General features: G+C 69.0%; 21 protein-coding genes and 1 tRNA gene. 13 read left to right on the top strand and 9 right to left on the bottom strand.

From position 1 onward, the window contains the following. Nucleotides 1-35: 35 nt before the first annotated feature. Nucleotides 36-1,430: a serine/threonine-protein kinase gene (locus ABEA43_RS28120; RefSeq protein ID WP_345566417.1), complete on the top strand. Its 1,395-nt coding sequence runs from the start codon at nucleotides 36-38 to the stop codon at nucleotides 1,428-1,430. Here the strand turns inward: ABEA43_RS28120 and ABEA43_RS28115 are convergent. The 4 genes from ABEA43_RS28115 to ABEA43_RS28100 form a co-directional block, all read right to left on the bottom strand. Then, nucleotides 1,427-1,837: an STAS domain-containing protein gene (locus tag ABEA43_RS28115; protein WP_345566416.1), complete on the bottom strand. Its 411-nt coding sequence runs from the start codon at nucleotides 1,835-1,837 to the stop codon at nucleotides 1,427-1,429. The two genes, ABEA43_RS28120 and ABEA43_RS28115, sit on opposite strands and share 4 nt — an antisense overlap. Before the next feature lie 48 nt (nucleotides 1,838-1,885). Next, nucleotides 1,886-2,335, bottom strand: coding sequence for an ATP-binding protein (locus ABEA43_RS28110; RefSeq protein ID WP_345566415.1), 450 nt, complete (start codon nucleotides 2,333-2,335; stop codon nucleotides 1,886-1,888). An 86-nt stretch (nucleotides 2,336-2,421) separates the two neighbouring features. Next, nucleotides 2,422-2,826 carry an STAS domain-containing protein gene (locus ABEA43_RS28105; protein WP_345566413.1) on the bottom strand — a complete coding sequence of 135 codons (405 nt, stop codon included), beginning with the start codon at nucleotides 2,824-2,826 and terminating at the stop codon, nucleotides 2,422-2,424. A 405-nt stretch (nucleotides 2,827-3,231) separates the two neighbouring features. Next, complete coding sequence (locus tag ABEA43_RS28100) at nucleotides 3,232-4,917, bottom strand: PQQ-dependent sugar dehydrogenase (RefSeq protein ID WP_345566411.1); 1,686 nt, start codon at nucleotides 4,915-4,917, stop codon at nucleotides 3,232-3,234. Nucleotides 4,918-5,330: 413 nt separating this feature from the next. Here ABEA43_RS28100 and ABEA43_RS28095 point away from each other — a divergent pair, with 413 nt between their 5' ends. From ABEA43_RS28095 to ABEA43_RS28085, 3 genes are read left to right on the top strand one after another with little or no spacing between them, the layout of a single operon-like run. Next, on the top strand, nucleotides 5,331-6,017 hold the full coding sequence (locus tag ABEA43_RS28095) for an expansin EXLX1 family cellulose-binding protein (RefSeq protein ID WP_345566410.1): 687 nt from the start codon (nucleotides 5,331-5,333) through the stop codon (nucleotides 6,015-6,017). 60 nt (nucleotides 6,018-6,077) lie between these two features. Beyond that, nucleotides 6,078-6,446: a hypothetical protein gene (locus tag ABEA43_RS28090; protein WP_345566408.1), complete on the top strand. Its 369-nt coding sequence runs from the start codon at nucleotides 6,078-6,080 to the stop codon at nucleotides 6,444-6,446. Continuing rightward, nucleotides 6,443-6,790, top strand: coding sequence for a YbaB/EbfC family nucleoid-associated protein (locus tag ABEA43_RS28085; protein ID WP_345566407.1), 348 nt, complete (start codon nucleotides 6,443-6,445; stop codon nucleotides 6,788-6,790). Before ABEA43_RS28090 ends, ABEA43_RS28085 begins: the two co-directional genes overlap by 4 nt. 78 nt (nucleotides 6,791-6,868) lie before the next feature. On the opposite strand, the gene ABEA43_RS28080 is transcribed toward ABEA43_RS28085, so the two are convergent. Further along, a complete protein-coding gene (locus ABEA43_RS28080; RefSeq protein WP_345566405.1) occupies nucleotides 6,869-7,777 on the bottom strand; it encodes a hypothetical protein in 909 nt (302 codons plus the stop codon). Between the two features lie 95 nt (nucleotides 7,778-7,872). Here ABEA43_RS28080 and sigJ point away from each other — a divergent pair, with 95 nt between their 5' ends. The 6 genes from sigJ (at nucleotide 7,873) to ABEA43_RS28050 (ending at nucleotide 12,425) form a co-directional block, all read left to right on the top strand. Beyond that, nucleotides 7,873-8,727 carry an RNA polymerase sigma factor SigJ gene (gene sigJ / locus ABEA43_RS28075; protein WP_345566404.1) on the top strand — a complete coding sequence of 285 codons (855 nt, stop codon included), beginning with the start codon at nucleotides 7,873-7,875 and terminating at the stop codon, nucleotides 8,725-8,727. 68 nt (nucleotides 8,728-8,795) lie between these two features. Beyond that, the gene (locus ABEA43_RS28070) at nucleotides 8,796-9,929 is read left to right on the top strand and encodes an NAD(P)/FAD-dependent oxidoreductase (RefSeq protein WP_345566402.1); all 1,134 of its coding nucleotides are present in this window, start codon (nucleotides 8,796-8,798) and stop codon (nucleotides 9,927-9,929) included. Between the two features lie 168 nt (nucleotides 9,930-10,097). Beyond that, a complete protein-coding gene (locus ABEA43_RS28065) occupies nucleotides 10,098-10,547 on the top strand; it encodes a ricin-type beta-trefoil lectin domain protein (RefSeq protein ID WP_345566400.1) in 450 nt (149 codons plus the stop codon). Between the two features lie 141 nt (nucleotides 10,548-10,688). Continuing rightward, nucleotides 10,689-11,243 carry an RNA polymerase sigma factor gene (locus tag ABEA43_RS28060; RefSeq protein ID WP_345566398.1) on the top strand — a complete coding sequence of 185 codons (555 nt, stop codon included), beginning with the start codon at nucleotides 10,689-10,691 and terminating at the stop codon, nucleotides 11,241-11,243. Next, nucleotides 11,240-12,130, top strand: coding sequence for a hypothetical protein (locus tag ABEA43_RS28055; protein ID WP_345566396.1), 891 nt, complete (start codon nucleotides 11,240-11,242; stop codon nucleotides 12,128-12,130). The genes ABEA43_RS28060 and ABEA43_RS28055 overlap by 4 nt, the downstream gene beginning before the upstream one ends. Nucleotides 12,131-12,146: 16 nt before the next feature. Then, complete coding sequence (locus ABEA43_RS28050; protein ID WP_345566394.1) at nucleotides 12,147-12,425, top strand: class I SAM-dependent methyltransferase; 279 nt, start codon at nucleotides 12,147-12,149, stop codon at nucleotides 12,423-12,425. A gap of 167 nt (nucleotides 12,426-12,592) precedes the next feature. On the opposite strand, the gene ABEA43_RS28045 is transcribed toward ABEA43_RS28050, so the two are convergent. Together ABEA43_RS28045 and ABEA43_RS28040 are read right to left on the bottom strand one after the other, a co-directional pair. Then, nucleotides 12,593-14,584, bottom strand: a complete 1,992-nt coding sequence (locus ABEA43_RS28045; RefSeq protein ID WP_345566392.1) for a right-handed parallel beta-helix repeat-containing protein — start codon at nucleotides 14,582-14,584, stop codon at nucleotides 12,593-12,595. Nucleotides 14,585-14,903: 319 nt separating this feature from the next. Next, complete coding sequence (locus ABEA43_RS28040; RefSeq protein ID WP_345566391.1) at nucleotides 14,904-15,746, bottom strand: phosphotransferase; 843 nt, start codon at nucleotides 15,744-15,746, stop codon at nucleotides 14,904-14,906. Between the two features lie 855 nt (nucleotides 15,747-16,601). Between ABEA43_RS28040 and ABEA43_RS28035 the strand changes: the two genes are divergently transcribed. Then, nucleotides 16,602-16,928, top strand: a complete 327-nt coding sequence (locus ABEA43_RS28035) for a tyrosine-type recombinase/integrase (RefSeq protein WP_345566389.1) — start codon at nucleotides 16,602-16,604, stop codon at nucleotides 16,926-16,928. Between the two features lie 626 nt (nucleotides 16,929-17,554). Further along, entirely contained in the window at nucleotides 17,555-17,992 is a 438-nt protein-coding gene (locus ABEA43_RS28030) for an endonuclease VII domain-containing protein (protein ID WP_345566388.1), read from the top strand. A gap of 78 nt (nucleotides 17,993-18,070) precedes the next feature. Here ABEA43_RS28030 and ABEA43_RS28025 read toward each other — a convergent pair. Together ABEA43_RS28025 and ABEA43_RS28020 are read right to left on the bottom strand one after the other, a co-directional pair. Further along, nucleotides 18,071-18,144: transfer RNA gene (locus ABEA43_RS28025), tRNA-Pro, on the bottom strand. A 63-nt stretch (nucleotides 18,145-18,207) separates the two neighbouring features. Beyond that, complete coding sequence (locus tag ABEA43_RS28020; protein ID WP_345566816.1) at nucleotides 18,208-19,071, bottom strand: metallophosphoesterase; 864 nt, start codon at nucleotides 19,069-19,071, stop codon at nucleotides 18,208-18,210. A 98-nt stretch (nucleotides 19,072-19,169) separates the two neighbouring features. Between ABEA43_RS28020 and ABEA43_RS28015 the strand changes: the two genes are divergently transcribed. Further along, entirely contained in the window at nucleotides 19,170-19,622 is a 453-nt protein-coding gene (locus ABEA43_RS28015) for a GatB/YqeY domain-containing protein (RefSeq protein WP_345566387.1), read from the top strand. The last annotated feature ends 131 nt before the right edge of the window (nucleotides 19,623-19,753 follow it).

Genomic DNA, 19,753 nt, shown 5'->3' with positions numbered 1-19,753 from the left:
GCATGCGCCCGGCTTGATCGGGTAGGCCTGCGTGCATGTCGGTTTCGCACTCCGCGGGATGGTTACTGGCTGGACGCTACCGGCTGCTGGCCGAGATCGGCCAAGGCGGCATGGGGCGGGTCTGGCGGGCTCATGACGAGCTGCTGGACCGCCAGGTCGCCGTGAAGGAGGTCACCCTCGGCCATCGGCCGTGGCGCGAGCGCGAGGTGCTGCTCGGCCGTACGATGCGCGAGGCGCGGCTGGCCGCCCGGCTGAGCCACCCGCACATCGCCGCCGTCTACGACGTGGTGGTGGCCGACGAGCGCCCGTGGATCGTGCTGCAGCTCGTGCCCGCCCGCAGCCTGGCCGAGGTGATCGCCGAGGACGGGCCGCTGCCCGTGCCCGCCGCCGCGCGCATCGGGCTGCAGGTGCTGGACGCGCTGCGCGCCGCGCACGCCGACGGCATCGTGCACCGCGACGTCAAGCCGGGCAACATCCTGCTGACCGGCGGGCTCCGGCAGCATGCCGTCCTGACCGACTTCGGGCTGGCCACCACCCTGGACGATCAGTCCCATCTCACTCAGGCGGGCACGGTGGTCGGCACACCCGCCTACATCGCCCCAGAACGGGCCCGGGGCGGCCCCGCCACCGCGCGGGCCGACCTCTGGTCGCTGGGCGCCACCTTGTACGCGGCCGTCGAAGGGCGGGCTCCTTTCGCGCACAGCAGTGAGCTGGCGACCCTCTCCGCGGTGCTCACCGCCTGCCCCGACCCGTTCCTGCACGCCGGCCCGCTCGCCCCGGTCATCGCGGGGCTGCTGGAAAAGGACCCCGCCCGCCGTACGGACGGCGAGGAGGCGCACCGGCAACTGACCCGGGTGGCCGCACTGGCCGAACGGGAGCCGGCGGACGCCGTTCCGGAAGCCGCTGAGGTGATGGACGCCGGTTCGGGGACCGCTGAGGTGATGGACGCCGGTCCAGGGACCGTTGAGGTGATGGACGCCGGTTCGGGGACCGCTGAGGTGACGGACGCGGCCGCTGGTCTGGGAGCTGTGGCGCGCCCGCGACCGGTGCCGTACGGCGCCGCCGGCCGCACCCCGGTGCAGGCGGGTTCCTCGATCGTCCTGCCCTCGCGATGGCGGCAGGCCGCCGCGCTGACCGCCTTGATCGCCAGCGTGCTCGCCACCACCTCCTGGCCGACCAGCGAGCCCGCCCGGCGCGTCGATCCCGCCCCGTACCTGGCGGCCGAGCCCGTCGGCGTCATGCTGGCCGACCCGGTCATCCACCAACGGATCCCCGGCGACCGCCCGCGCAACCCGCCCGCGACCGGCATCGATCGGGAGCCGCTGCCGGGAGGCCCGGTCAAGAAGGCGAAAAAGGTCAAGAAGGCGAAGAAGGCGACGGCCGGCCACGGCTGGCAGAAGCACGCAGGCAAGGCCCGCGGGCGCGGCTAGTGCGTTCTGGTGGCGGTGAGCACGGCGGTGATGGCCTGTTCCACCGTGACGTACACGGGCAGGTGCGCGCCCACGTTGGTGATCTGCAGCAGCCGGGCGGGCGCGCCCTGGGCGGCGGCGAGGTGGACGCGCACGCCGTCGGCGGCGGCCTGCTGGGCGCTGACCAGCAGCACGTGGAGGCCCGAGCTGTCCATGAACCCCAGCTCGGTCAGATCGAAGACCACATGGTCGCCGGGCCGGCGGACGCGCTGGACGTAGTCGGCCAGCTGAGGGCTGGTCGTGCGGTCGATCTCACCGCCGATCGCGATCACGCTCATGCCGGGCAGGTATTGGTGCGTCAGATCCAGGGATGCGGTGGTGCACCTCGCCGGACGGGACGAGGACTCGTGCTGCCAGGAGGCGCCCATGCGCGCACCATAGACCTTTCGCATCAGGTCCGGTACCCCCGCTCCATGTCACAGGTGTGACAGCAGTGCCGCGAGCCTGAACGGCGTGCCCAGCCGGCCCCGGAGCGCGGGGCGCAGCCGCATCTTCAGGCTCAGCCGGGACCCGAGGTCGGTCTGTTCGAGGTGGACCGCGTCGCACAGGTGCTGGATCACCCAGAGCCCGTAGCCGTGCGTGGCGGTCTGGTCGAGTGTGCGGGCCGCGGTCAGGTGGTCGTCGGTGAGCCGGCCCGCCGTGTCGAGCACTTCTACCGTGACCGCCTCGCTGGTGGTGCGCGCGGTGATCAGGCCGCCCTTGCCGGCGTGGTCGAGCACGTTGGTGACGGCCTCGTTGACGGCCAGCACCAGGTTGTCCAGCCGGGGGTCGCGCAGGCCGCTGTGATGGCCGTACATGCGTATCAAGTCTCGGATGAAACCGAGATCGGCGCTGATGGGACAGCGCAGCTCGAATTCCGCCTGCATGATCGTCTCGCCTGCCGGGCGTCTGAGGGGATAGGGCCGAAACGGTGCTATCCCCGGCGAAGATCCTCAAACGGCGAACGCGAGGATCAGGTTGCGGGATCGGATGGAGTGATCGGCCTGAAGTCCCTGACGTTCTCGTCGCCGTGCGGGCCCGAGCCGTTCTTCGGCACGTACAGCCGCAGCCCAGGGCTCAACTGCCAGCCCAGCAGGCCGAGCAGGTCGCGCACCACGGGCGGCGCCGCGGCCAGGATCACCTTGCGCGGCTGGGGCAGCGTGGCGGCGGTGCTTGCGATCAGGCGCAGACCGGCCGCGTCGATGAAGGTGAGCTGGGTCAGGTCGAGGTGGATGTCGTCGTCGCCGACGCTCACGGCCCAGAGCAGGGCGCGCTCCAGCAGATGCCGGGTGCTGCGGTCGATGTCGCCGCTGACGCGCAGGCCGAACGGGTGAACGACGGGGACGATCTGCACATGGTCGCTGGTGGGGGAAGTCATCGTGCTCCGGGGCTCGGGGACAGGGCAGCGCTGCGCCCGCGCATGACCGAGTCCGGGCCGGGAGCCCAGGAGGGTGATGGCCGCGGGGCGCGGCGGACCGGAAGCCGCATGGGTGCGTCGGCACCGCGGCATCGAGCGAGGAAGCAGCAGATCTTGGGGCGATCCGCCTTTCCTGCCAGGCACCGGTAGTGGTTCTCACGGTTGCTCGTGGGGAGCGCCCGGCTCTGCTCGCTTACGGGGTCGACAGCCTCTCTGCCCTCAAAAGCGGGGTCTAGGCCGAGGGCACCCCGTACCTGCTGATTCCCGGCCTCGGCCGGTGCTCAGGAGAAGGACTTGGCCGGTCCTCAGGAGAAGGATTTGGCCGGTGCTCAGGAGAAGACAGCACCGGGCGGCTCGCTCGCCGGGTCAGGGACTCGCGCAGACGTACCCGGAAGGTACTTGGGTGTTGCCGGACGGGCGGGCGGCCTGGAAGCCGAACGTGACGCTCTGGCCGGGCGCCAGCGCGCCGTTGTGCCCGAGGCTCTTGGCCGTGACGGTCTGGCCGCCGCTGGTCAGCGTGGCGTTCCAGGACCCGGTGACGCTGTGGCCGCTGGGCAGCGTGAACGTGACCGTCCAGCCGTTGACGGCGGACGTGCCGGTGTTGGCCACCGTGACGGGCTGGATCACGTAGCCGCCGCCCCACTGGGTCTGTGTGGTCGCCGTCGCCGTGCAGCCGCCGGTGGTCCCGCCCGAGGTGGTGGTGACCGCCACCGTGCCGGACACGGGGGAGAGGTTGCCGGCCGCGTCGCGGGCGCGTACCTGGTAGCGGTAGGCGGTGCTCGCGGTGAGCCCGGTGTCGGTGAACGAGGTGGTCGCCGACGTGCCTGCCTGCGTGAACGTGCCGCCGGTCGCACCCGGTGCGCGCAGGACGTCATAGCCGCTCACTCCGACGTTGTCGGTCGAGGCGGCCCACGCCAGCGTGGTGCCGGTGGCGGTCGTCCCCGACGCGGTCGGGTTGCCCGGAGCGGTGGGCGGGCTGGTGTCGGTGCCGGTCGTGGCCGGTGGGATCCGGATGACGCGGTCGTCCTGGGCCACGGGGGTGCCGCGGCCGTCCCGGTTGCTGGTCGTCACCCAGAGCCAGCCGTCAGGGCCGACCGCGACCGCGCGCAGCCGTCCGTACGCGGACTGGAGCTCGGCCACCGGCGTGCCGGCAGTGCCGCTGCCGGTGAGGGGCACGGCCCAGAGCCGCTGTCCGCGCAGGGCCGCGGCGAAGAGCGTGTTGTTGGCGTACGCCAGCCCGCTCGGCGACGCCTCGGCGGTCGTCCAGGTGACGATCGGGCTGCGGAAGGAGGTGTTGCCGCAGTTGCCCTCGCACGTGGGCCAGCCGTAGTTGCCGCCGGCGACGATCTGGTTGATCTCGTCCCAGGTGTTCTGGCCGAACTCGCTGGCGTACATCCGGCCTTGGGCGTCCCAGGCCAGCCCCTGCACGTTGCGGTGGCCGTAGCTCCAGACGCGGGAGCCGGAGAACGGGTTGCCCGACGGGATCCCGCCGGTGGGCGTCATGCGCAGGATCTTTCCCGCGGGGGTGTTGAGGTTTTGGGCGTTGGCGGTGTTGCTCGCGTCGCCGGTCCCCAGATAGAGCATGCCGTCCGGCCCGAAGGCGAGCCGGCCGCCGTCGTGGATCGTGGCGCTCGGAACGCCGGAGAAGAGCACCGGCTGCGTCTGCGGCGCGCTGAGCTGCAGCCTGATCAGCCGGTTGTCGCCGCTGGTGCTGGTGAAGTACGCGTACACCCAGCCGTCCTGCGCGTACGTCGGCGACACCGCGATGCCGAGCAGCCCGCTCTCACCCGACGCGCTGACCCCGCTGACCGTGGCGACCGGGACGGCCGTCTGCCCCGGTCGTACCTGGAGAATCCGGCCCGTGTTCCGCTCGGAGACCAGCGCGCTGCCGTCCGGCAGGAAGGCCAGACTCCAGGGGACCTGCAGGCCCGTGACGGACACCTCGGCTCTGGCGAAGTCGAACCCGCCCACCACCTGGGCGCGGGCCTCTGGAGCGCTGACGAGGAGAGCGATCAGGGCCAAAATCAGGGCCGGAACGATACGGGCGCGCATGACGGACTCCTTGACCGGACCACCGGGTGCGGATGTAAGCACCGTAGGCAGCAGAACGGCGCCAACTCAACCGCCCAGGCCGATTCGGTCCGCCCATCAGCGCGGACGGCACCGCACCGGTGAAACTTTCACCCGGCTCGCAACTTCCGCGTCACCCGGACGACCGCGACGAAGAGCACCCCACTGGCCACAGCGATGCCCAGACACATCAGAAGGGAGTCCTGTTGCGGACGCGCTTATCCTTTCGCGAGGGTGACGCGCCGCCACCGAAATTTGCACGAGATTCCGCACGTCACGCGCAGCCGGCCGCGAGAGATCATTCCACGACCGCTACGGACACTCCGGTGCTTGCCGTACCGGGTTGCGCGGCTTTCGCTACCGTCGCGTCCATCCCGTACGAGAGGAAATCCCGGATGCGACGCTCCCTTTCCGTTTTCGCGGCGGCGCTCGCCGTCACCTCGCTCCTCCCCGCCCACGCCTCGGCTCGATCCGGCCGGAGCGAAGAGACCGGAGCCATCAGGGGAAGGGCGACTTTCTACGAGCTCAAATCCGGCGGCGGCAACTGCTCCTATCCGTCGCCTCCCACCGGCAACCTCTACGTCGCGCTCTCCCCGGGCGAGTACGCGGCCGCGGCGGCCTGCGGCGGCTACATCGACGTCACAGGACCGAACGGCTCCGTCCGGGTCAAGGTCGTCGACCAGTGCAAGGAATGCCCGAAGGGGCACCTCGACCTGAGCCGCGCGGCGTTCGCCCGCGTCGCGGACCCGGGCAAGGGCATGGCCGGCGTCACCTACCGCCCGGTCAGGAACCCGCGCGTCGGCAGGCCGCTCTCGTTCCGCGTCAAGGAGGGGTCGTCGCAGTGGTGGCTGGCCCTGCTGGCCGACGACCACGGCAACCCGCTCACCTCGGTCGAGGTGAAGGCCGGCGGCGCGTGGCGCAAGCTGGCCCGAGCCGACTACAACTACTGGATCGCCGAGTCCGGCATGGGCAGGGGCCCCTTCGCCGTGCGGATCACCGACACGCGCGGCCACCGGGTCACGGTCAAGCGCGTCCGCCTGGCCCCCGCCGTCGTCCAGCGCACCACCACGAAGCTGTACTGAACCGGCTCCCCGCAAAGTACACTATCCATGTAGGCTATGTGGACAATGTGAGGGGCGCCTGTGACAGATCCTGGCATCGACGTTCGCGGAAGCACCTTCACCAAGGCGGCCGGCGGGTTCGTCACCGAGCACGATGACCTGGCCAAGGACGTCCGCTGGATTCTCGACGCCATCGCCGCGTTAGGCGATTTCGCCGGCACGGACGAGACGGCGAACACGTTCAGGCAGGGCTATTCCACGGCGTTGAAGAAATCCGAGTCGTACGTCGCAGCGCTACGCGACGTCTATCCCGCGGTCGCCGAACGACTGGCCGGCATGAAGACCGGTTACGACATCGCGAACTGGGCCAGCATCGCTTCCCTGCCGAAAGTGTCCGACCCGCCCGAGTATTCGGAGTCGGACGGCACGTTCATTCCGGAGACCCGATGAAAACGCCGGACGACGGTTTCCTGGACGAGGAGATGCACCGCCTGCTCGCCCAGTTCCAGGCCGATACGCGGCCACTGCGGGAATTGCAGGAGCGCCTCACGGACATCCGCGGCCGCGGCGAGGCGGCCCATGGTCAGGTGACGGCCGAGGTGCTGCCGACCGGCGCGCTCGGCGGCCTGCGCATCGACCCGCGGGCGATGCGGCTGGGCGCGGACGCGCTGGCGGAGGCGGTGCTCGCCGCCGCGGCAGCCGCCGCCGCCGACCTGACCGCCCAGATGGCCGGGATGATGACGGACGGCCTGACCCCGTTCGCCGACGAGGTCAAGCGTTTCGGCCAGGACTAGCGGCATGGTCACCGTTTCGGCCAGGACTAGCCACATGGTCACCGTTCCGGCCGGGATCAGCCGCATGGTCACCGGCGGTCAGAGCCCGCGCCAGCGCCTGAACTGGTCCTGGCCCGCGGCGACGCCCAGCTTGGCGAGCATCTGCTCCCACGTGGGCAACAGGCTGACCGGATCGTCGACCACGTCGCCGGGCCGGTTGAGCGCGTTCGCCGTGGAGGTGAAGATGGCGGAACCGGTCAGGAACACGATGGCGTTCTGGGCCGCCCGGTTCTTCGGCAGCAGGTTCGCGGCCTTTCCGAAATTGGCCGGGTCCACGTGGTAGAAGACCATGGCCGCCGCGAAGTTCTTCACCATGTAGTCGCCGCGGTCGCCCCACGACCCCATGTCCTCGCCGCGCGCGAGCTTGAGCCCGTCGACGACGGCCTGGTCCAGGACCGTGTAGGCGAAGCTGCCGCCCACGGCGTAGATGAACCGCTTGCCCACCGCGTGATTGAACATCTTGAGCAGCAGCCGTGCCTGCGACCTGCGCATCGCCCAGTTGATCAGCACCCGGACCTTCTTGTCGATCGCCGGCCAGCAGAAGAACATCAGCAGCTCCAGCCACTGGATCATGGCCATCGTCCGGAGCGCGTGCTGGGTCTGCTCCAGCAGGTCCGCGTAGTCGTCGACCGCGTCGGCCAGCCCGCGGAGGTAGGCGGAGACCCGCGGCGGATAGGGCGCGACCTCCTCGTTGAAGTATTTCCTGAAGGCGTCGACGCCCACGCCGGAGCTGGGCGGCCGCCACACCCTGGCGGCGACCTCCTCCACGTCGTCCAGGCTGACGTCCACCCGCCCGGCCAGTTCCCGCAGCAGCCGCGCCGCCTCGCGGGCCCTGGCCGGGTCACCGTCGGGATAGACGACGCTCAGCATCTGCAGGACCACGCCGCCCACACCGACGGCCGAGAACAGGAACCCGGTCATCGGAAGCGACTTGGGGGACGGACTCACGTAGCAGACCCCTCTCTTAAAGGATCGTCCGATGATCCCACCAATATCGCTGCCGCGCTAGGGTAATAAAACCGAGAATCGGGAGGGGGCCGAGGGTGGAGCCGGCCGACTGGGAGTCGCATCGCCCCGCGGTCTTCGGGGCGGCCTACCGGATCCTCGGCACCGTGGCCGAGGCGGAGGACGTGACGCAGGAGGTCTGGTTGCGCGCCGCCGCCGCCGACCTGTCCGAGGTGCGGGAGCTCCGCGCCTGGCTGGTGACCCTGGCCGCCCGTACGTCCTACAACGTGCTGAAGTCGGCGCGCGTCCGGCGCGAGTCCTATGTCGGACCTTGGCTGCCCGAACCGCTGCTGACCGGCCCCGACGTCGCCGCCCAGGTGCTCATGGACGAGTCGGTGAGCACCGCGATGCTGGTGGTCATGGAACGGCTCGCCCCCGCCGAGCGCGTCGCGCTGGTGCTGCATGACGTCTTCGGCTTCCCGTTCGGCCAGATCGCCGACGTGCTCGGCGGCACGCCCGCCGCCAGCCGCAAGCTCGCCTCCCGCGCGCGGGCGCGGGTCGCCGCGGTCCAGGAGCGGCCCCGGGCGTCCAGGGCCGAGACGGAACGCGTGCTCAGAGCGTTCAAGGCGGCCGCCGACGCGGGGGACATGGCCGCGCTCGTCGAGCTGCTGGACCCTGAGGCCGTCTACGTCGCCGACGGCGGCGGCAAGGTGACCGCCGCGCGCAGGCCGGTCCTGGGCGCCGGGACGATCGCCTTGCTGGCGGTCAGGCAGATCGAGCTCAGGCGCCCCGACGCGTTCCAGATCATCGAGGTGAACGGGCATCCGGCCCTGGCCACCTATCTCGGCGGCGAGCTGATCTGGCTCGACACCGTGGAGATCGCCGGCGGGCGGATCACGGCGTTCAGGAGGCTGGCCAATCCCGAGAAGTTCGCTCATCTCGGTCACATCTGAGCCTGCCGTCTTGTCTCCCTGGCGCCCCTCCGATCCCCCGGAGGGCGCGGCTGAGAGAGGACGACACGATGGCCCACATTGTCATCATCGGAGGCGGTTTCGCGGGCGTGTGGAGCGCGGCGGGTGCGGCGCTGGCACGCGGAGCGGCGGACCTGCGCATCACGCTCATCGCGCCGAACGAGCACCTGGTGCTGCGGCCACGCCTGTACGAGCCGGACCCGGAACTGGCCAAGGTAGAGCTCGGCAGGATCCTCGAGCCGATCGGCGTCGAGCACCTGCGGGCCACGGTGAGCGCGATCGACACCGACCGGCGCGTGGTGGTGGCCGGCGGCGCGGAGATCGGCTACGACCGGCTGGTGCTGGCGGCCGGCAGCAAGCTCGTACGGCCGCAGAGCCTGCCCGGCGCTGAGCGGCTCTTCGACATCGACACCCTGGACGGCGCCCGGCGCCTCACCGGCCTGCTGCGCGACCGGGAGGACTACTCCGCCGTGGTCGTCGGCGCCGGGTTCACCGGCCTGGAGGCCGCGACCGCACTGGCCGCCCGGGGCCGGGTGCTGCTGGTGGACCGGTCGGAGGTGGTCGCGGCCCAGCTCGGCCCCGGCCCGCGCGAGGAGATCACGGCGGCGCTGGACGAGCTGGGCGTCGAACGCCGCCTCGGGACGACGGTGACAGAGGTCGGCGACGGGTACGCCGTGCTCTCCGACGGCGTCAAGGTCGAGGCGGACGCGGTGGTCTGGTCGGTGGGGATGAGGGCCAGCGAGCTCACCCGGCAGATCTCCGGCGAGCTCGACCACCTCGGCCGGGTGCCGGTGGACCGGTGGCTGCGGGCACTCCCCGAGGTGTTCGTCGCCGGGGACACGGCAGCGGCGGCGTTCGACGCCGAGCACACGGTCATGCAGTCCTGCCAGCACGCCACCCCGCTCGGCAAGGTCGCCGGCTACAACGCGGCGGCCGACCTGCTCGACGTGCCGCTGCGCGCTTTCACCCCCGGCCCGTACGTCACCTGCCTGGACCTGGGCGGCGCCGGCGCGATCTTCGCCCGGGGCTGGGAGCGCAGGGTGATGGCCTCGGGCGCCGACGGCGCGGCCGTCAAGAAGCGGATCAACGAGCACATCCACCCGCCGGTCGACGACGCCTCGAAGATCCTCGCCGCCGCAGACCGCGTCTACCTTGAGCTCCCCTTCTTTCCCCGCATTTCCTGAAGAAGGGTAACGGTAAGCGAGCCGCAATGGACCCCCCTAATAGTAGGGATTGGGGAAGAGCTTTCGTTCGGACCACTATGTGAATTGCGTCGTTCGACGCCCATCGGTCCGTTCAAAGGAAATTAGTTGAAACTCACAACTCGCCTATTCGGTACAAAGCCCTCGGCAATGCTGGCGCTGCTCCTCGCCACGCCGGCGCTGCTCCTGGCCGGCGCCGATGCGGCGTCGGCGCAGTCAGTGCGGCATTTCCACAACGTACGCTTCCAGCGCTGCCTGGACGCGGACACCAACACCGGCGGCAACGGCGGCAAGGTCCAGCTGTGGGACTGCGGCCCCTGGAACCAGCAGGACTGGGAAGTCCGGCAGGACGGCTCCATCTACAACATGCGTTTCCAGCGCTGCCTCGACGCGGACACCAACACCGGCGGCAACGGCGGCAAAGTCCAGCTGTGGGACTGCGGCCCCTGGAACCAGCAACAATGGATTCTCCGCGACGACGGCTCCGTGTACAACGTGCGTTTCCAGCGCTGCCTGGACGCGGACACGAACACGGGCGGCAACGGCGGGATCGTTCAGCTGTGGGACTGCGGCCCGTGGAACCAGCAGTGGTGGCGGTAACCGTCTCGCGGTTCCCGTGCCCGCCCCTCGCAAGGGGCGGGCACGGGACTACGGCCAGAATCTTCCTGGGAGGGTGGAACAAACCGGGAGTCTCGGACACGTACGAAGTGTCAGACCTCCGGAAGAACGAATGAGAGCAGAGTGGGCCCTCCCCATGGCAAGCAGCGTTTCGAGGAGATCTACGCCGCGAACTATCCCGACATCCTCGCCTACATCCGGCGGCGTACCGACTCGCACGACGATGCCGCCGACGCCCTCGCCGAGACGTTCACCACCGCCTGGCGCCGCCTGGACGACATCCCCGAGGGCCCCAGAGCCCGCCTGTGGCTGTACGGCGTGGCCCGCCGCGTCCTGGCCAACGGCCGCCGGGCCGAGTCGCGCCGCAGCGAACTGGTCGAACGGCTCGGGCAGCAACTCGCGCTGTGGGCGGAGACGGCCGGCGCGGACGGCGACCTCGACGGCGTACGCGAGGCATTCCAGCGCCTGAACCCCGACGACCGGGAGGTGCTCGCGCTGGCCGGCTGGGAGGGACTGAGCTCGGACGGGATCGCCACGGTCCTGGGCTGCTCACGCGGCGCGGCCCGGCTGCGGCTGCACCGCGCCCGCAAGCGGCTGGCCAAGGAGCTGCAGGCGGCCGGGCTCGACGTGGCCCGCTACGGCTTGCGCGCGATCACCATGACGAGGGAGGCGACGTGAACAACGACATCGACCGCCTGGTGGCCGGCATCGCCCCCGATCCGGGACCAGGCATGACCCCGCTCGCCGCGGAACTGCTTGAGGAGATCATCTCGGCTCCCGTGGCGGCGGCCGAGGCCGTACCGAACCGCGGCCGGACCGCCGCCGCACGCCGGCGATGGCCGGCGAGCCCGCGCCGCCGCTGGCTCGCCGCGCCGGCCCTGGCGGCCGTGATAGCCGTCGTGACCTTCGCCGTCGGCCAGACCCCGGCCGCCGCGGCCCTGGACATCGAGCAGGTCGGCGACCACTACGTCATCACGGTCAAGGACCTGATGGCCGACCCCCGGGTGTACGAGGCCGAGCTCAAGGCCCGCGGCCTGGACATCACGCTCACCCTCGCACCGACGTCCGCGAGCCTGGCCGGCAGCCTGTTCGTGATGAACGACTCCGACAAGCTGAGGGCCGGCCAGCCGGTGCCCGCCGAGGGCCCCATCACCGCCATTGAGGCCCCCGGCTCCTGCCCCCGCTTCGGCGGCTGCGCCACCGGCCTGAAGGTCCCGGTGGGCTTCGACAAGAAGGCCGAGGTCATCCTCGGCCGGCAGGCTCAGCCGGGGGAGAAGTACAGGATGCCGCCCGGCATCGCCATGCCCGGCGAGCCGCTGTACTGCGTGGACTTCGTCGACAAGAACGTCACAGAGATCGGCACGATCCTCAAGGGACGCGGCGTCGAGCCGGCGTTCATCTCCCACGGCCGGCAGGCCGAGCCCACCGCCCCCGGCGACTGGTACGTCCACGACGGCGTCATGAGCGAGGAGGGCAAGGCGCTCCTGCTGGTCGGCCCCGCCCCGTCCACCCAGCCCCACCCCCTGAACGCCTCCTGCCCGAACCGGCAACGGCCCGGACCATGAACTACAGCCGTCCGCCATGGCCGATTCCTCCCCCTATCTGAGCGCGACGGCGGACGCCTACGACGCCGTCGCCGACCTCTACGCCGACCTCGCCCGGGACTCGCTCGACCGCCTGCCGCTGGATCGCGCGATCCTCGCCGAATTCCGCCGGGTCCTGGCCCCGGGTGGTTACCTCCTGCTCGGTTTCTTCGAATCGAGGGCGGCCCGGTGCTGGAGTTCGAGCACAAGGTCACGCCGCAGACCGGACGCCACCTCTACGGCTCGACACGAAGAGCAGCACGGCTGGCCTCGATGACGTCCAGGGCAACGAGCAGCGCAGCCTCATCACCTCGCAAGACACGCCTTCTCACGAGATGATGCTCCCAACAGAGCGGCTGCAACACGGGATCCGTGTTGCAGCCGCTTTTCATGCGTAGCGAGTCAGGAAGACGGACGAAGCGCCGCCACCGGGCTCAGGTTTCTTCAGGTCTTCTGCTTGGCCTGCCCGGCCCGGATCGCCACATCATCGATCTGGAACGCGGGCCCGGAAGCGCTCGCGTTCCAGACGAAGGTCCAGTCGACGCGGGTCGCGCCCGTGGGCGCCGTGAACGTGCCGGCCGCTGCGGTCCAGGCGGTCTTCTGGGTCAGGGGGATGGCGTCGGTACGCAGCAGCGTGCCGGACTCGTCGCGCCACCGCACATTCCAGGTGACGGTGGGCATGGGCGCCACGGCCTGCCGGTACCACAGCGACACGTCGTAGCTCGCACCGGCGACCACACCGCTGTATCCGGGGAAGTTGTCAAGCGCCACCGCGCTGCCACCCGACTGGGTGCTGGTCAGCTGGAGCGAGCCCGTGCCGCCATGCGCGCCGCCGGTCTGGTGCGCCACGCTGGACCCGTACCACGGGGAGTAGGGCGAGATCGTCGAGCCGGACTCGAAGTCCTGCTCGGTGATCGGCGGCGGGACGGGCGTGCCGCCGTCGAACGTGCTGCCGGCGTCCTGGCCGTACTGGGGGCCGACCCACTGCCCGGGCGCGATGCGAGTGCCCATGTCGGTGACCCTGAACTGCCATGGTCCTGTGTAGGTGTTGTCGTGCCAGGAGTTGTTCGACGCGTGGACGATCGACTTCTGGATCACGTCGCCCTTGTACGGGGACCAGTCCGGGTAGGTGCCCCAGTTGGACAGCAGGGCCATGTGCCCGCAGTACTGCGTCGGGCAGCCGCCGTTGACGGCACTGGGGTCGAAGGTGAACGTGTTGTGGTGGACGTCGACGTTCTTCGTCCACCAGCGGCAGTTGGTGTAGAGCGGCTCGCTGGCGATGGCGGGAGCCGCGCACTGTGCGGTGTTGGTCGGCCCGACGATCAGCGTGCAGTCGCCGGTCGTGGAGGCCGGGCTGTTGCAGAACCGGTCGGCGTTCGCCCACCCGGTGATCCCGCCCCAGTTGTTCTCCAGCAGGTTGCCGGTGATCTCGATCTTGCTGGTCCGCGCTGGGATGCGGGGCTCACCATCCGCCTCGGACAGGTAGATCGCCGCCTCGGGGAACGGGTCGCCCTTCGTCGCCCGCTCGGCGCCGGAGGCCCAGGCGTTGCCGCGGATGGTGTTGTTCCGGATGATGGCGTTGTAGCTGATCTCGTAGAAGATCGCGAGCGATTCGTTGTCCTCGATGAGGTTGTTCTCGATGAGGAAGTCGTTGTTGTTGGTGTCCGCCCAGACTCCCGGCCCGTGGTTGCCGTGGACCCAGTTGCCGGTCACGTCGGCGCCGTTCACCGCCCAGAACTTCATGCCCCCGGTGCACCCGCACCCAGGCTCCTGGTGCTCCCAGTCATCGGTGTTGTTGCCGGTGAACTCGTTGTCCGCCACAACCAGGCCGGTGATGGTGTTGCCGGCCTTGTACGCGTTCAGGCCGTACTGCCCGTTGTCCTTGAAGCAGTTGCCACGGATCTTGTTCGTGGCACCGGCCATCAGCGCCGCGCCGGAGTTGTCGCGGAGCGTGTTGTGCTCCACGGTCCAGGCGTCGCCGGAGTCGTGGTTGACCACACCCTGATCCTTCGGCGCGACGAACCCGGTGATGGTCAGATACCGGACCGTGACACCGTTCACCTTCCCGCCGAACGCGTAGTTGTTCACCCCCTTCCCGTCCAGCACCGCGCCGGGCGCGCCGATGAACGTCGCGCCTTCGCCGGGCAGGATCTGGGCGTACATCTCGGGGGCCAGCGTGTGCGTGCCGGTCGCGAAGTAGTACGTGGTGTTCGCCTTGCGTAAGTCCACGCCGCTGTTGTCGCCCGCGGGGACCACGACCGCGCCGGCGGGCGGTGTGGCCGGGCCGTTCAGCGACGAACTGCCGCAGACCGCCGCCGCTGCCGCAGCCTTCGTCGAACCGGTCGCCGGATCGACCGCGTCGCCACTCGCCGGCGTCGCGCCGCCCATGACAACCGTGGCGAGGGCTACCAACGCCAGTGGCCAGGTTTTTCGCATTCCTGTCTTCCTCCAGATTGAACTCTGCCTTGACTGCACTTGACCGCCAGGCGCCGCAACTTTAGCCAGGGCTCGCGCCATGTATCCGCAAGATCGAAAAAATGAGCGAGACGACTGCAGCCTGTGAGCTTCCACGCTGCCGCGTCCTCGGGGCCCATCCCAGACAGGCCCCGAGGACGTTCCTTCTTCTCGACGTCGTCGGATTTCCACCACGCGGACAACTGGCCGAGGAAGGTGAAACGCACCCGCACCGCGGACCGTCCGACTGCCTGGCGCAGCTCCACGACCTGCGGCTCAGGCCCGCGAGCCCCGGTGGCCTTCAGACGTTCTTTTCCAGCCAGGCGACGATGCTGCGCACGTACCCTTCGACGTTCGTCAGCGGGCGGCCGTCGAGGACCCCGACGAGATGTCCGACGTCGAACGGGGCGTCGTAGATGCGGGCGCGCCGGTAGGTCTCGGGGTCCACGGCTTTCCTGACGTTGTCCCAACCGTGCCAGGCCATCAGGGCCGCGTCGATGGCGGGGTCGAACAGATGGGCCTGGTCCCAGTCCAGGACGCCGATCAGTCGGCCGTCCCTGCTCCAGTGCACGTTGAGGCCGCACAGATCGCCGTGGACCAGTGCATCCGGTACGGCTTCCAGGTCGCGTGCCGCTTCCAGACGCCTGCGGCACTCGTCCCGCCATCTGTCCGGCAGACGCGGAACGACCTCCTCAGCCAGGATTTCGGCCCAGCCCTTTTCTCGCGGGGCGTTGAGCAGTTGTCTCAGGCGCGGAGTGACGGTGACCTCTCGTACGGCGCGCAGCAGTTTTCCGATCTGGGCCGGATCGCCCTGGCCCTCGGGCTGCGCCTCGCCGCCGATCCATGAGACGGCGACCGCCGCGCGCTCGCCGAACCGGGTCACGGGCGTGAGCGGTTCCGGCACCGCGAAGGGCAGCCCGGCCTGGGCGATCTCCCGCAGTACCTCCGTGCGGCGCGGCATCTCCTGCGCCGATGACGGGCGTTTGCTCACCCGCACGGCCGCTGTTCCTGGGAGGAGGATGGCGTGGTGGAGATTGCCCGCGGTGATGCGAGCGGAATCGAGGGAGTGCCCGGGCAGGAGGGCGTCGGCGATCTCCAGCAGCTCGCTGGTGGTCGGAGCGGCGGGCGCGGGGTTTACGGTCATGCCTTCACTGACATCCAGGTCGCTGCGAGGCTCCGGGCGGCCCGCAATGTCGCCACCGAGGCTGTCACTCCCATCGGATCCCCAGAGAGTCACCCAGCCAACAAGTAAGGCCGCTTCCGATGTCCGAAAGCGGCCCTTTGAGCTGGGTCGGGGTGGCGGGATTTGAACCCACGGCCTCTTCGTCCCGAACTCGTGGCATGGAGGTCATTAGAGGTCGGTGTGGCGGTCACGCTGGGCATTGAGGTCAGCAAAGGTCGCCGATGGCCGATGCAGTTGCTGCACTCTGGTGCTGCACGAGCCTTGCGGCAGGGGGCACTGTGCCGGGACTACAGAGCCACGGGGGACCCGGCCGTCAGTTCTTGCGGTCGTACTTGGCACCTAGGACATGATCCGCACACGCCCAGTTGCTGACGGACCCCGGGCTCTTCCAGGGGCCGTAGACCCAGCGGCCCAAACCGGTCCCAGGGTTGGAACTGCAATAAAGGGCTACGCGGAATTTCCCGGTTCCGCTGTTGCATTTGGCCGTGCCGCTGTGCACGCCGATGACTCTGGCCGTACACGTGTTGGGCAGCGCGTTCGCGGGTGCGGGGGCGTTGGCCACCAGGGTGGCTGCGGCGAAGGCGAGGGTTACCGCAATCTTCCTCATATGAGCTCCGTTTCGGGGTTATGGACGTTCGCAGAGGATTAAAGCAGAGGGCGGTATATCGCAGGTATGTCAGTCCAGGGTGATGGTTGCCCCTCGGACGATCAGGTACAGGATGAGGTTAGTGGTGGTCATCTCCTCGTCGGGCAGGCGTAGCCATACCGGGCCGGACGTGCCAGGGCAAGCCGTCGTTCGCGTGTACATGTGTCCCGGTGAGCTTCCTCGCTTGGAAGGAACACGGACTTGTCTTCGCGTCCAAGGTCGGCACCCCGCTTGATCCCTCTCACGTACGACGTCACTTCCGCAATGCCATCAAGGACGCCGAAGGCGTGGACTCTTCGAAGTGGACGCCAAGAGAGCTACGGCACAGCTTCGTATCGCTGCTCTCGGACAACGGTCTGCCGCTGGAGGAGATCTCTCGACTCGTGGGTCACAGCAGCACGGCTGTGACCGAAGCCGTCTACCGGAAGCAGATCCGTCCAGTTCTCCAAGGCGGCGCGGTGATGATGGATCATCTCTTCGAGAATACGGATAATTAACGCCATCTGGGGTGTTAGCTCAAGCGGCGACTCTGTTCGAGGAGCGCTGCTATGGGCTTATCCGGCACTATGGCCGGGTGACCACGAAGATGCCGCAGCTATGTGCTGGCTGCGGCAAAGAGACCGACGAGCAAATGTATAACGGCAAGAAGGGAAAGTACTGCCAGGCTTGTTATAGATATGAGCGGAAACACGGTACGGTTGTGAGGCGTGGCGTCAAGCCTGCCTTATCCATGGAGATCATCATCCAGGTTTCGGAGCGCGATCCGGATACAAACTGCCTTGTCTGGAAGGGGGAGACGGATCGCGACGGTTACCCCCGCTACTTTGACGGTGTCCGCCACGCACACGGTGCCAAGGCGCTCGTATACGTCCGACGGTGGCTAGTTGATCGAGACGAAGCGTTCTGGCCTAAAGGGCAAATAGTAGAGAGCAGTTGTGGCGAGCGGCTCTGTGTTGAGCCCAGCCACCTCTCCATCACCAAAGTTTCGAACGGTCGTTGGACGCAAGCTGGCATCAACTCGCGGAAGACACATTGCCAGAACGGGCACGAGCTTCCTGGGGACAATATCTATTGGGCCGATGGCGGAAGGAGGTAGTGTAAGCAATGCCGATAGGAATCGGCTATGCGGAGTCAGGGGAAAGACCCGGACGAGCTGGAGCGTGGTACCTGGAACGGCAATAAGACTCACTGCCCATGGGGTCATGCCTACGAGGAATATGGAGGCACCCATCGGGACGGGTCTCGCTACTGCCGCCCATGCCGAGTCGCTACGCAGCGCAAGGCGATGTATGGCCTGGACCGTAACGAGTACGACTCGATGCTGGAGCGCCAAGCCAATCGTTGTCTGACCTGTCGGCAGGAATTTGCACATGATGGTACGCGGACCACTGCTCATGTTGATCATGATCACCAGACCGGCCAGGTGCGGGGGATCTTGTGCCAGCAGTGCAATAAGGCGCTCGGCTTACTCTACGAGAACGTTGAGACCATGCAGCGCATGATCGACTATGTCCTGCTTCACAGGTCTCAGACTCGGCCTGCCGACATCGCGGAAGCGTAGTCATGCAGTTAATCACTCAGAGGACGAGTAAGGCCGCTTCCGATCTTCGGAAGCGGCCTTCTACCTGGTACTTCTGGGTCGGGGTGGCGGGATTTGAACCCACGGCCTCTTCGTCCCGAACGAAGCGCGCTGCCAAGCTGCGCTACACCCCGGTGCACGCCGGTCTTGAGCGTGCTTGGAAAGTCTAGCGGACTCGCGGCGTACTTGTGACCGCGTTATCGGCGGGGAACCAGCGTGAGCAGAGACGCCTCGGGGAAGCAGGCGAACCGTGCGGGAGCGTAAGGCGAGGTGCCGAGCCCGGCGGAGACGTGGAGCCAGGCGCTGTCGTGGCGGTTGAGGCCCTTCACCCTGGCCCGGTCGATGCCGCAGTTGGTGACCAGGGCGCCGTAGAACGGGATGCAGAGCTGGCCCCCGTGCGTGTGGCCGGCCAGCAGGAGCTGGTAGCCGTCCGCGGCGAAGCGGGTCATGTTGCGGGGCTCGGGCGAGTGCATGACGCCCAGCCGGAGGTCGGCGTCCGCGGGCGCGGGGCCGGCCACGAGGTCGTAGCGGTCGCGGGAGATGTGGGAGTCGTGGATGCCCGCCACCGCCACGTCCAGGTCGCCCACCTTGATGCGGGCCGTGGTGTTGTTCATGTCGAGCCAGCCCTCGGCCGCCATGCCGGCCCCCAGCTCCTCCCACGGCAGCGTGGGCACGTGCTGGCGGCGTTCGTTCTTGGAGGTGCGCCAGAGGTAGCGGACCGGGTTCTTCGGCTGGGGCGCGTAGAGGTCGTTGGAGCCGTAGACGAACAGGCCGGGGCGCGAGAGCAGGGGCTCCAGGGCGTGCAGGAGCGAGGGCACGGCCTGCGGGTGCGCGATGGAGTCGCCGGTGTTGACGACCAGGTCGGGCTTGAGCTCGCCCAGCGAACGGACCCAGTTGATCAGCATCGTACGGCGCGGCGTCAGGTGCAGATCCGACAGGTGGAGGATGCGTACGGGACGCTGCCCGCGCTCCAGCACCGGCACATCGAAACGGCGCAGACGGAACCAGTTGCGCTCCACCACGGAGGCGTAACCGAGCCCGGCCAGGCCGAGACCGAGCATGGACAGTGGCACTGCGACGGCTTTCCTCACCCATTCATGATGCCCGACATCCGGCGCGAGGCGTCCGGGCAGTCCGCGCAGACGGCAAGATGGAGCGCATGAGCGCAATGAAGGACAAGCTGAAGGCCGATCTGACGGCCTCGCTGAAGGGCGGCGACGCCGTACGCCTCCGGACGGTTCGGATGGCACTGGCCGCGGTGAACGTCGAGGAGGTCGCCGGCAAGCAGGCCAGGGAGCTGACCGACGACGAGGTCATCAAGGTCCTCGCCAAGGAGGCCAAGAAGCGGCGGGAGGCGGCCGAGGCGTTCGGCAACGCGGGCCGGACCGAGCAGGCCCAGGCGGAGCTGGACGAGCAGGCGGTGCTGGAGGAGTACCTGCCCGCGCAGCTCTCCGACGAGGAGCTGGCGCAGCTCGTGGACGCCGCGATCGCGGAGACCGGCGCCTCGGGGCCGCAGGCGATGGGTCAGGTCATGAAGGCCGTCAACCCGAAGGTCGCCGGGCGGGCCGAGGGCGGCCGGGTCGCGGCCGCCGTCCGCGCCCGCCTCGCCTAGAGACGCCCGCCTCGCCTAGAGACGCCCGCCTCGCCTAGAGACGCCCGCCTCGCCTAGAGACGCCCGCCTCGCCTAGAGACGCCCGCCTCGCCTAGAGACGCCCGCCTCGCCTAGAGACGCCCGCCTCGCCT

The sequence above is a fragment of the Nonomuraea rosea genome, assembly GCF_039539705.1.
GTDB classification, from domain to species: Bacteria; Actinomycetota; Actinomycetes; order Streptosporangiales; family Streptosporangiaceae; genus Nonomuraea; species Nonomuraea rosea.
This window is presented reverse-complemented; position numbering and strand designations above follow the sequence as displayed.

Excerpts from the sequence above, each read along its gene's own strand:
- ABEA43_RS28085 (WP_345566407.1), top strand. The coding sequence starts at position 6,443 with ATGAAAACGCCGGACGACGGTTTCCTGGACGAGGAGATGCACCGCCTG.
- ABEA43_RS28120 (WP_345566417.1), top strand. The coding sequence starts at position 36 with ATGTCGGTTTCGCACTCCGCGGGATGGTTACTGGCTGGACGCTACCGG.
- ABEA43_RS28065 (WP_345566400.1), top strand. The coding sequence starts at position 10,098 with ATGCTGGCGCTGCTCCTCGCCACGCCGGCGCTGCTCCTGGCCGGCGCC.
- ABEA43_RS28095 (WP_345566410.1), top strand. The coding sequence starts at position 5,331 with ATGCGACGCTCCCTTTCCGTTTTCGCGGCGGCGCTCGCCGTCACCTCG.
- ABEA43_RS28020 (WP_345566816.1), bottom strand. The coding sequence starts at position 19,071 with ATGCTCGGTCTCGGCCTGGCCGGGCTCGGTTACGCCTCCGTGGTGGAG.
- ABEA43_RS28110 (WP_345566415.1), bottom strand. The coding sequence starts at position 2,335 with ATGCAGGCGGAATTCGAGCTGCGCTGTCCCATCAGCGCCGATCTCGGT.
- ABEA43_RS28045 (WP_345566392.1), bottom strand. The coding sequence starts at position 14,584 with ATGCGAAAAACCTGGCCACTGGCGTTGGTAGCCCTCGCCACGGTTGTC.
- ABEA43_RS28030 (WP_345566388.1), top strand. The coding sequence starts at position 17,555 with ATGCGGAGTCAGGGGAAAGACCCGGACGAGCTGGAGCGTGGTACCTGG.
- ABEA43_RS28115 (WP_345566416.1), bottom strand. The coding sequence starts at position 1,837 with ATGGGCGCCTCCTGGCAGCACGAGTCCTCGTCCCGTCCGGCGAGGTGC.
- ABEA43_RS28070 (WP_345566402.1), top strand. The coding sequence starts at position 8,796 with ATGGCCCACATTGTCATCATCGGAGGCGGTTTCGCGGGCGTGTGGAGC.
- ABEA43_RS28105 (WP_345566413.1), bottom strand. The coding sequence starts at position 2,826 with ATGACTTCCCCCACCAGCGACCATGTGCAGATCGTCCCCGTCGTTCAC.
- ABEA43_RS28015 (WP_345566387.1), top strand. The coding sequence starts at position 19,170 with ATGAGCGCAATGAAGGACAAGCTGAAGGCCGATCTGACGGCCTCGCTG.
- ABEA43_RS28040 (WP_345566391.1), bottom strand. The coding sequence starts at position 15,746 with ATGACCGTAAACCCCGCGCCCGCCGCTCCGACCACCAGCGAGCTGCTG.
- ABEA43_RS28100 (WP_345566411.1), bottom strand. The coding sequence starts at position 4,917 with ATGCGCGCCCGTATCGTTCCGGCCCTGATTTTGGCCCTGATCGCTCTC.
- ABEA43_RS28050 (WP_345566394.1), top strand. The coding sequence starts at position 12,147 with ATGGCCGATTCCTCCCCCTATCTGAGCGCGACGGCGGACGCCTACGAC.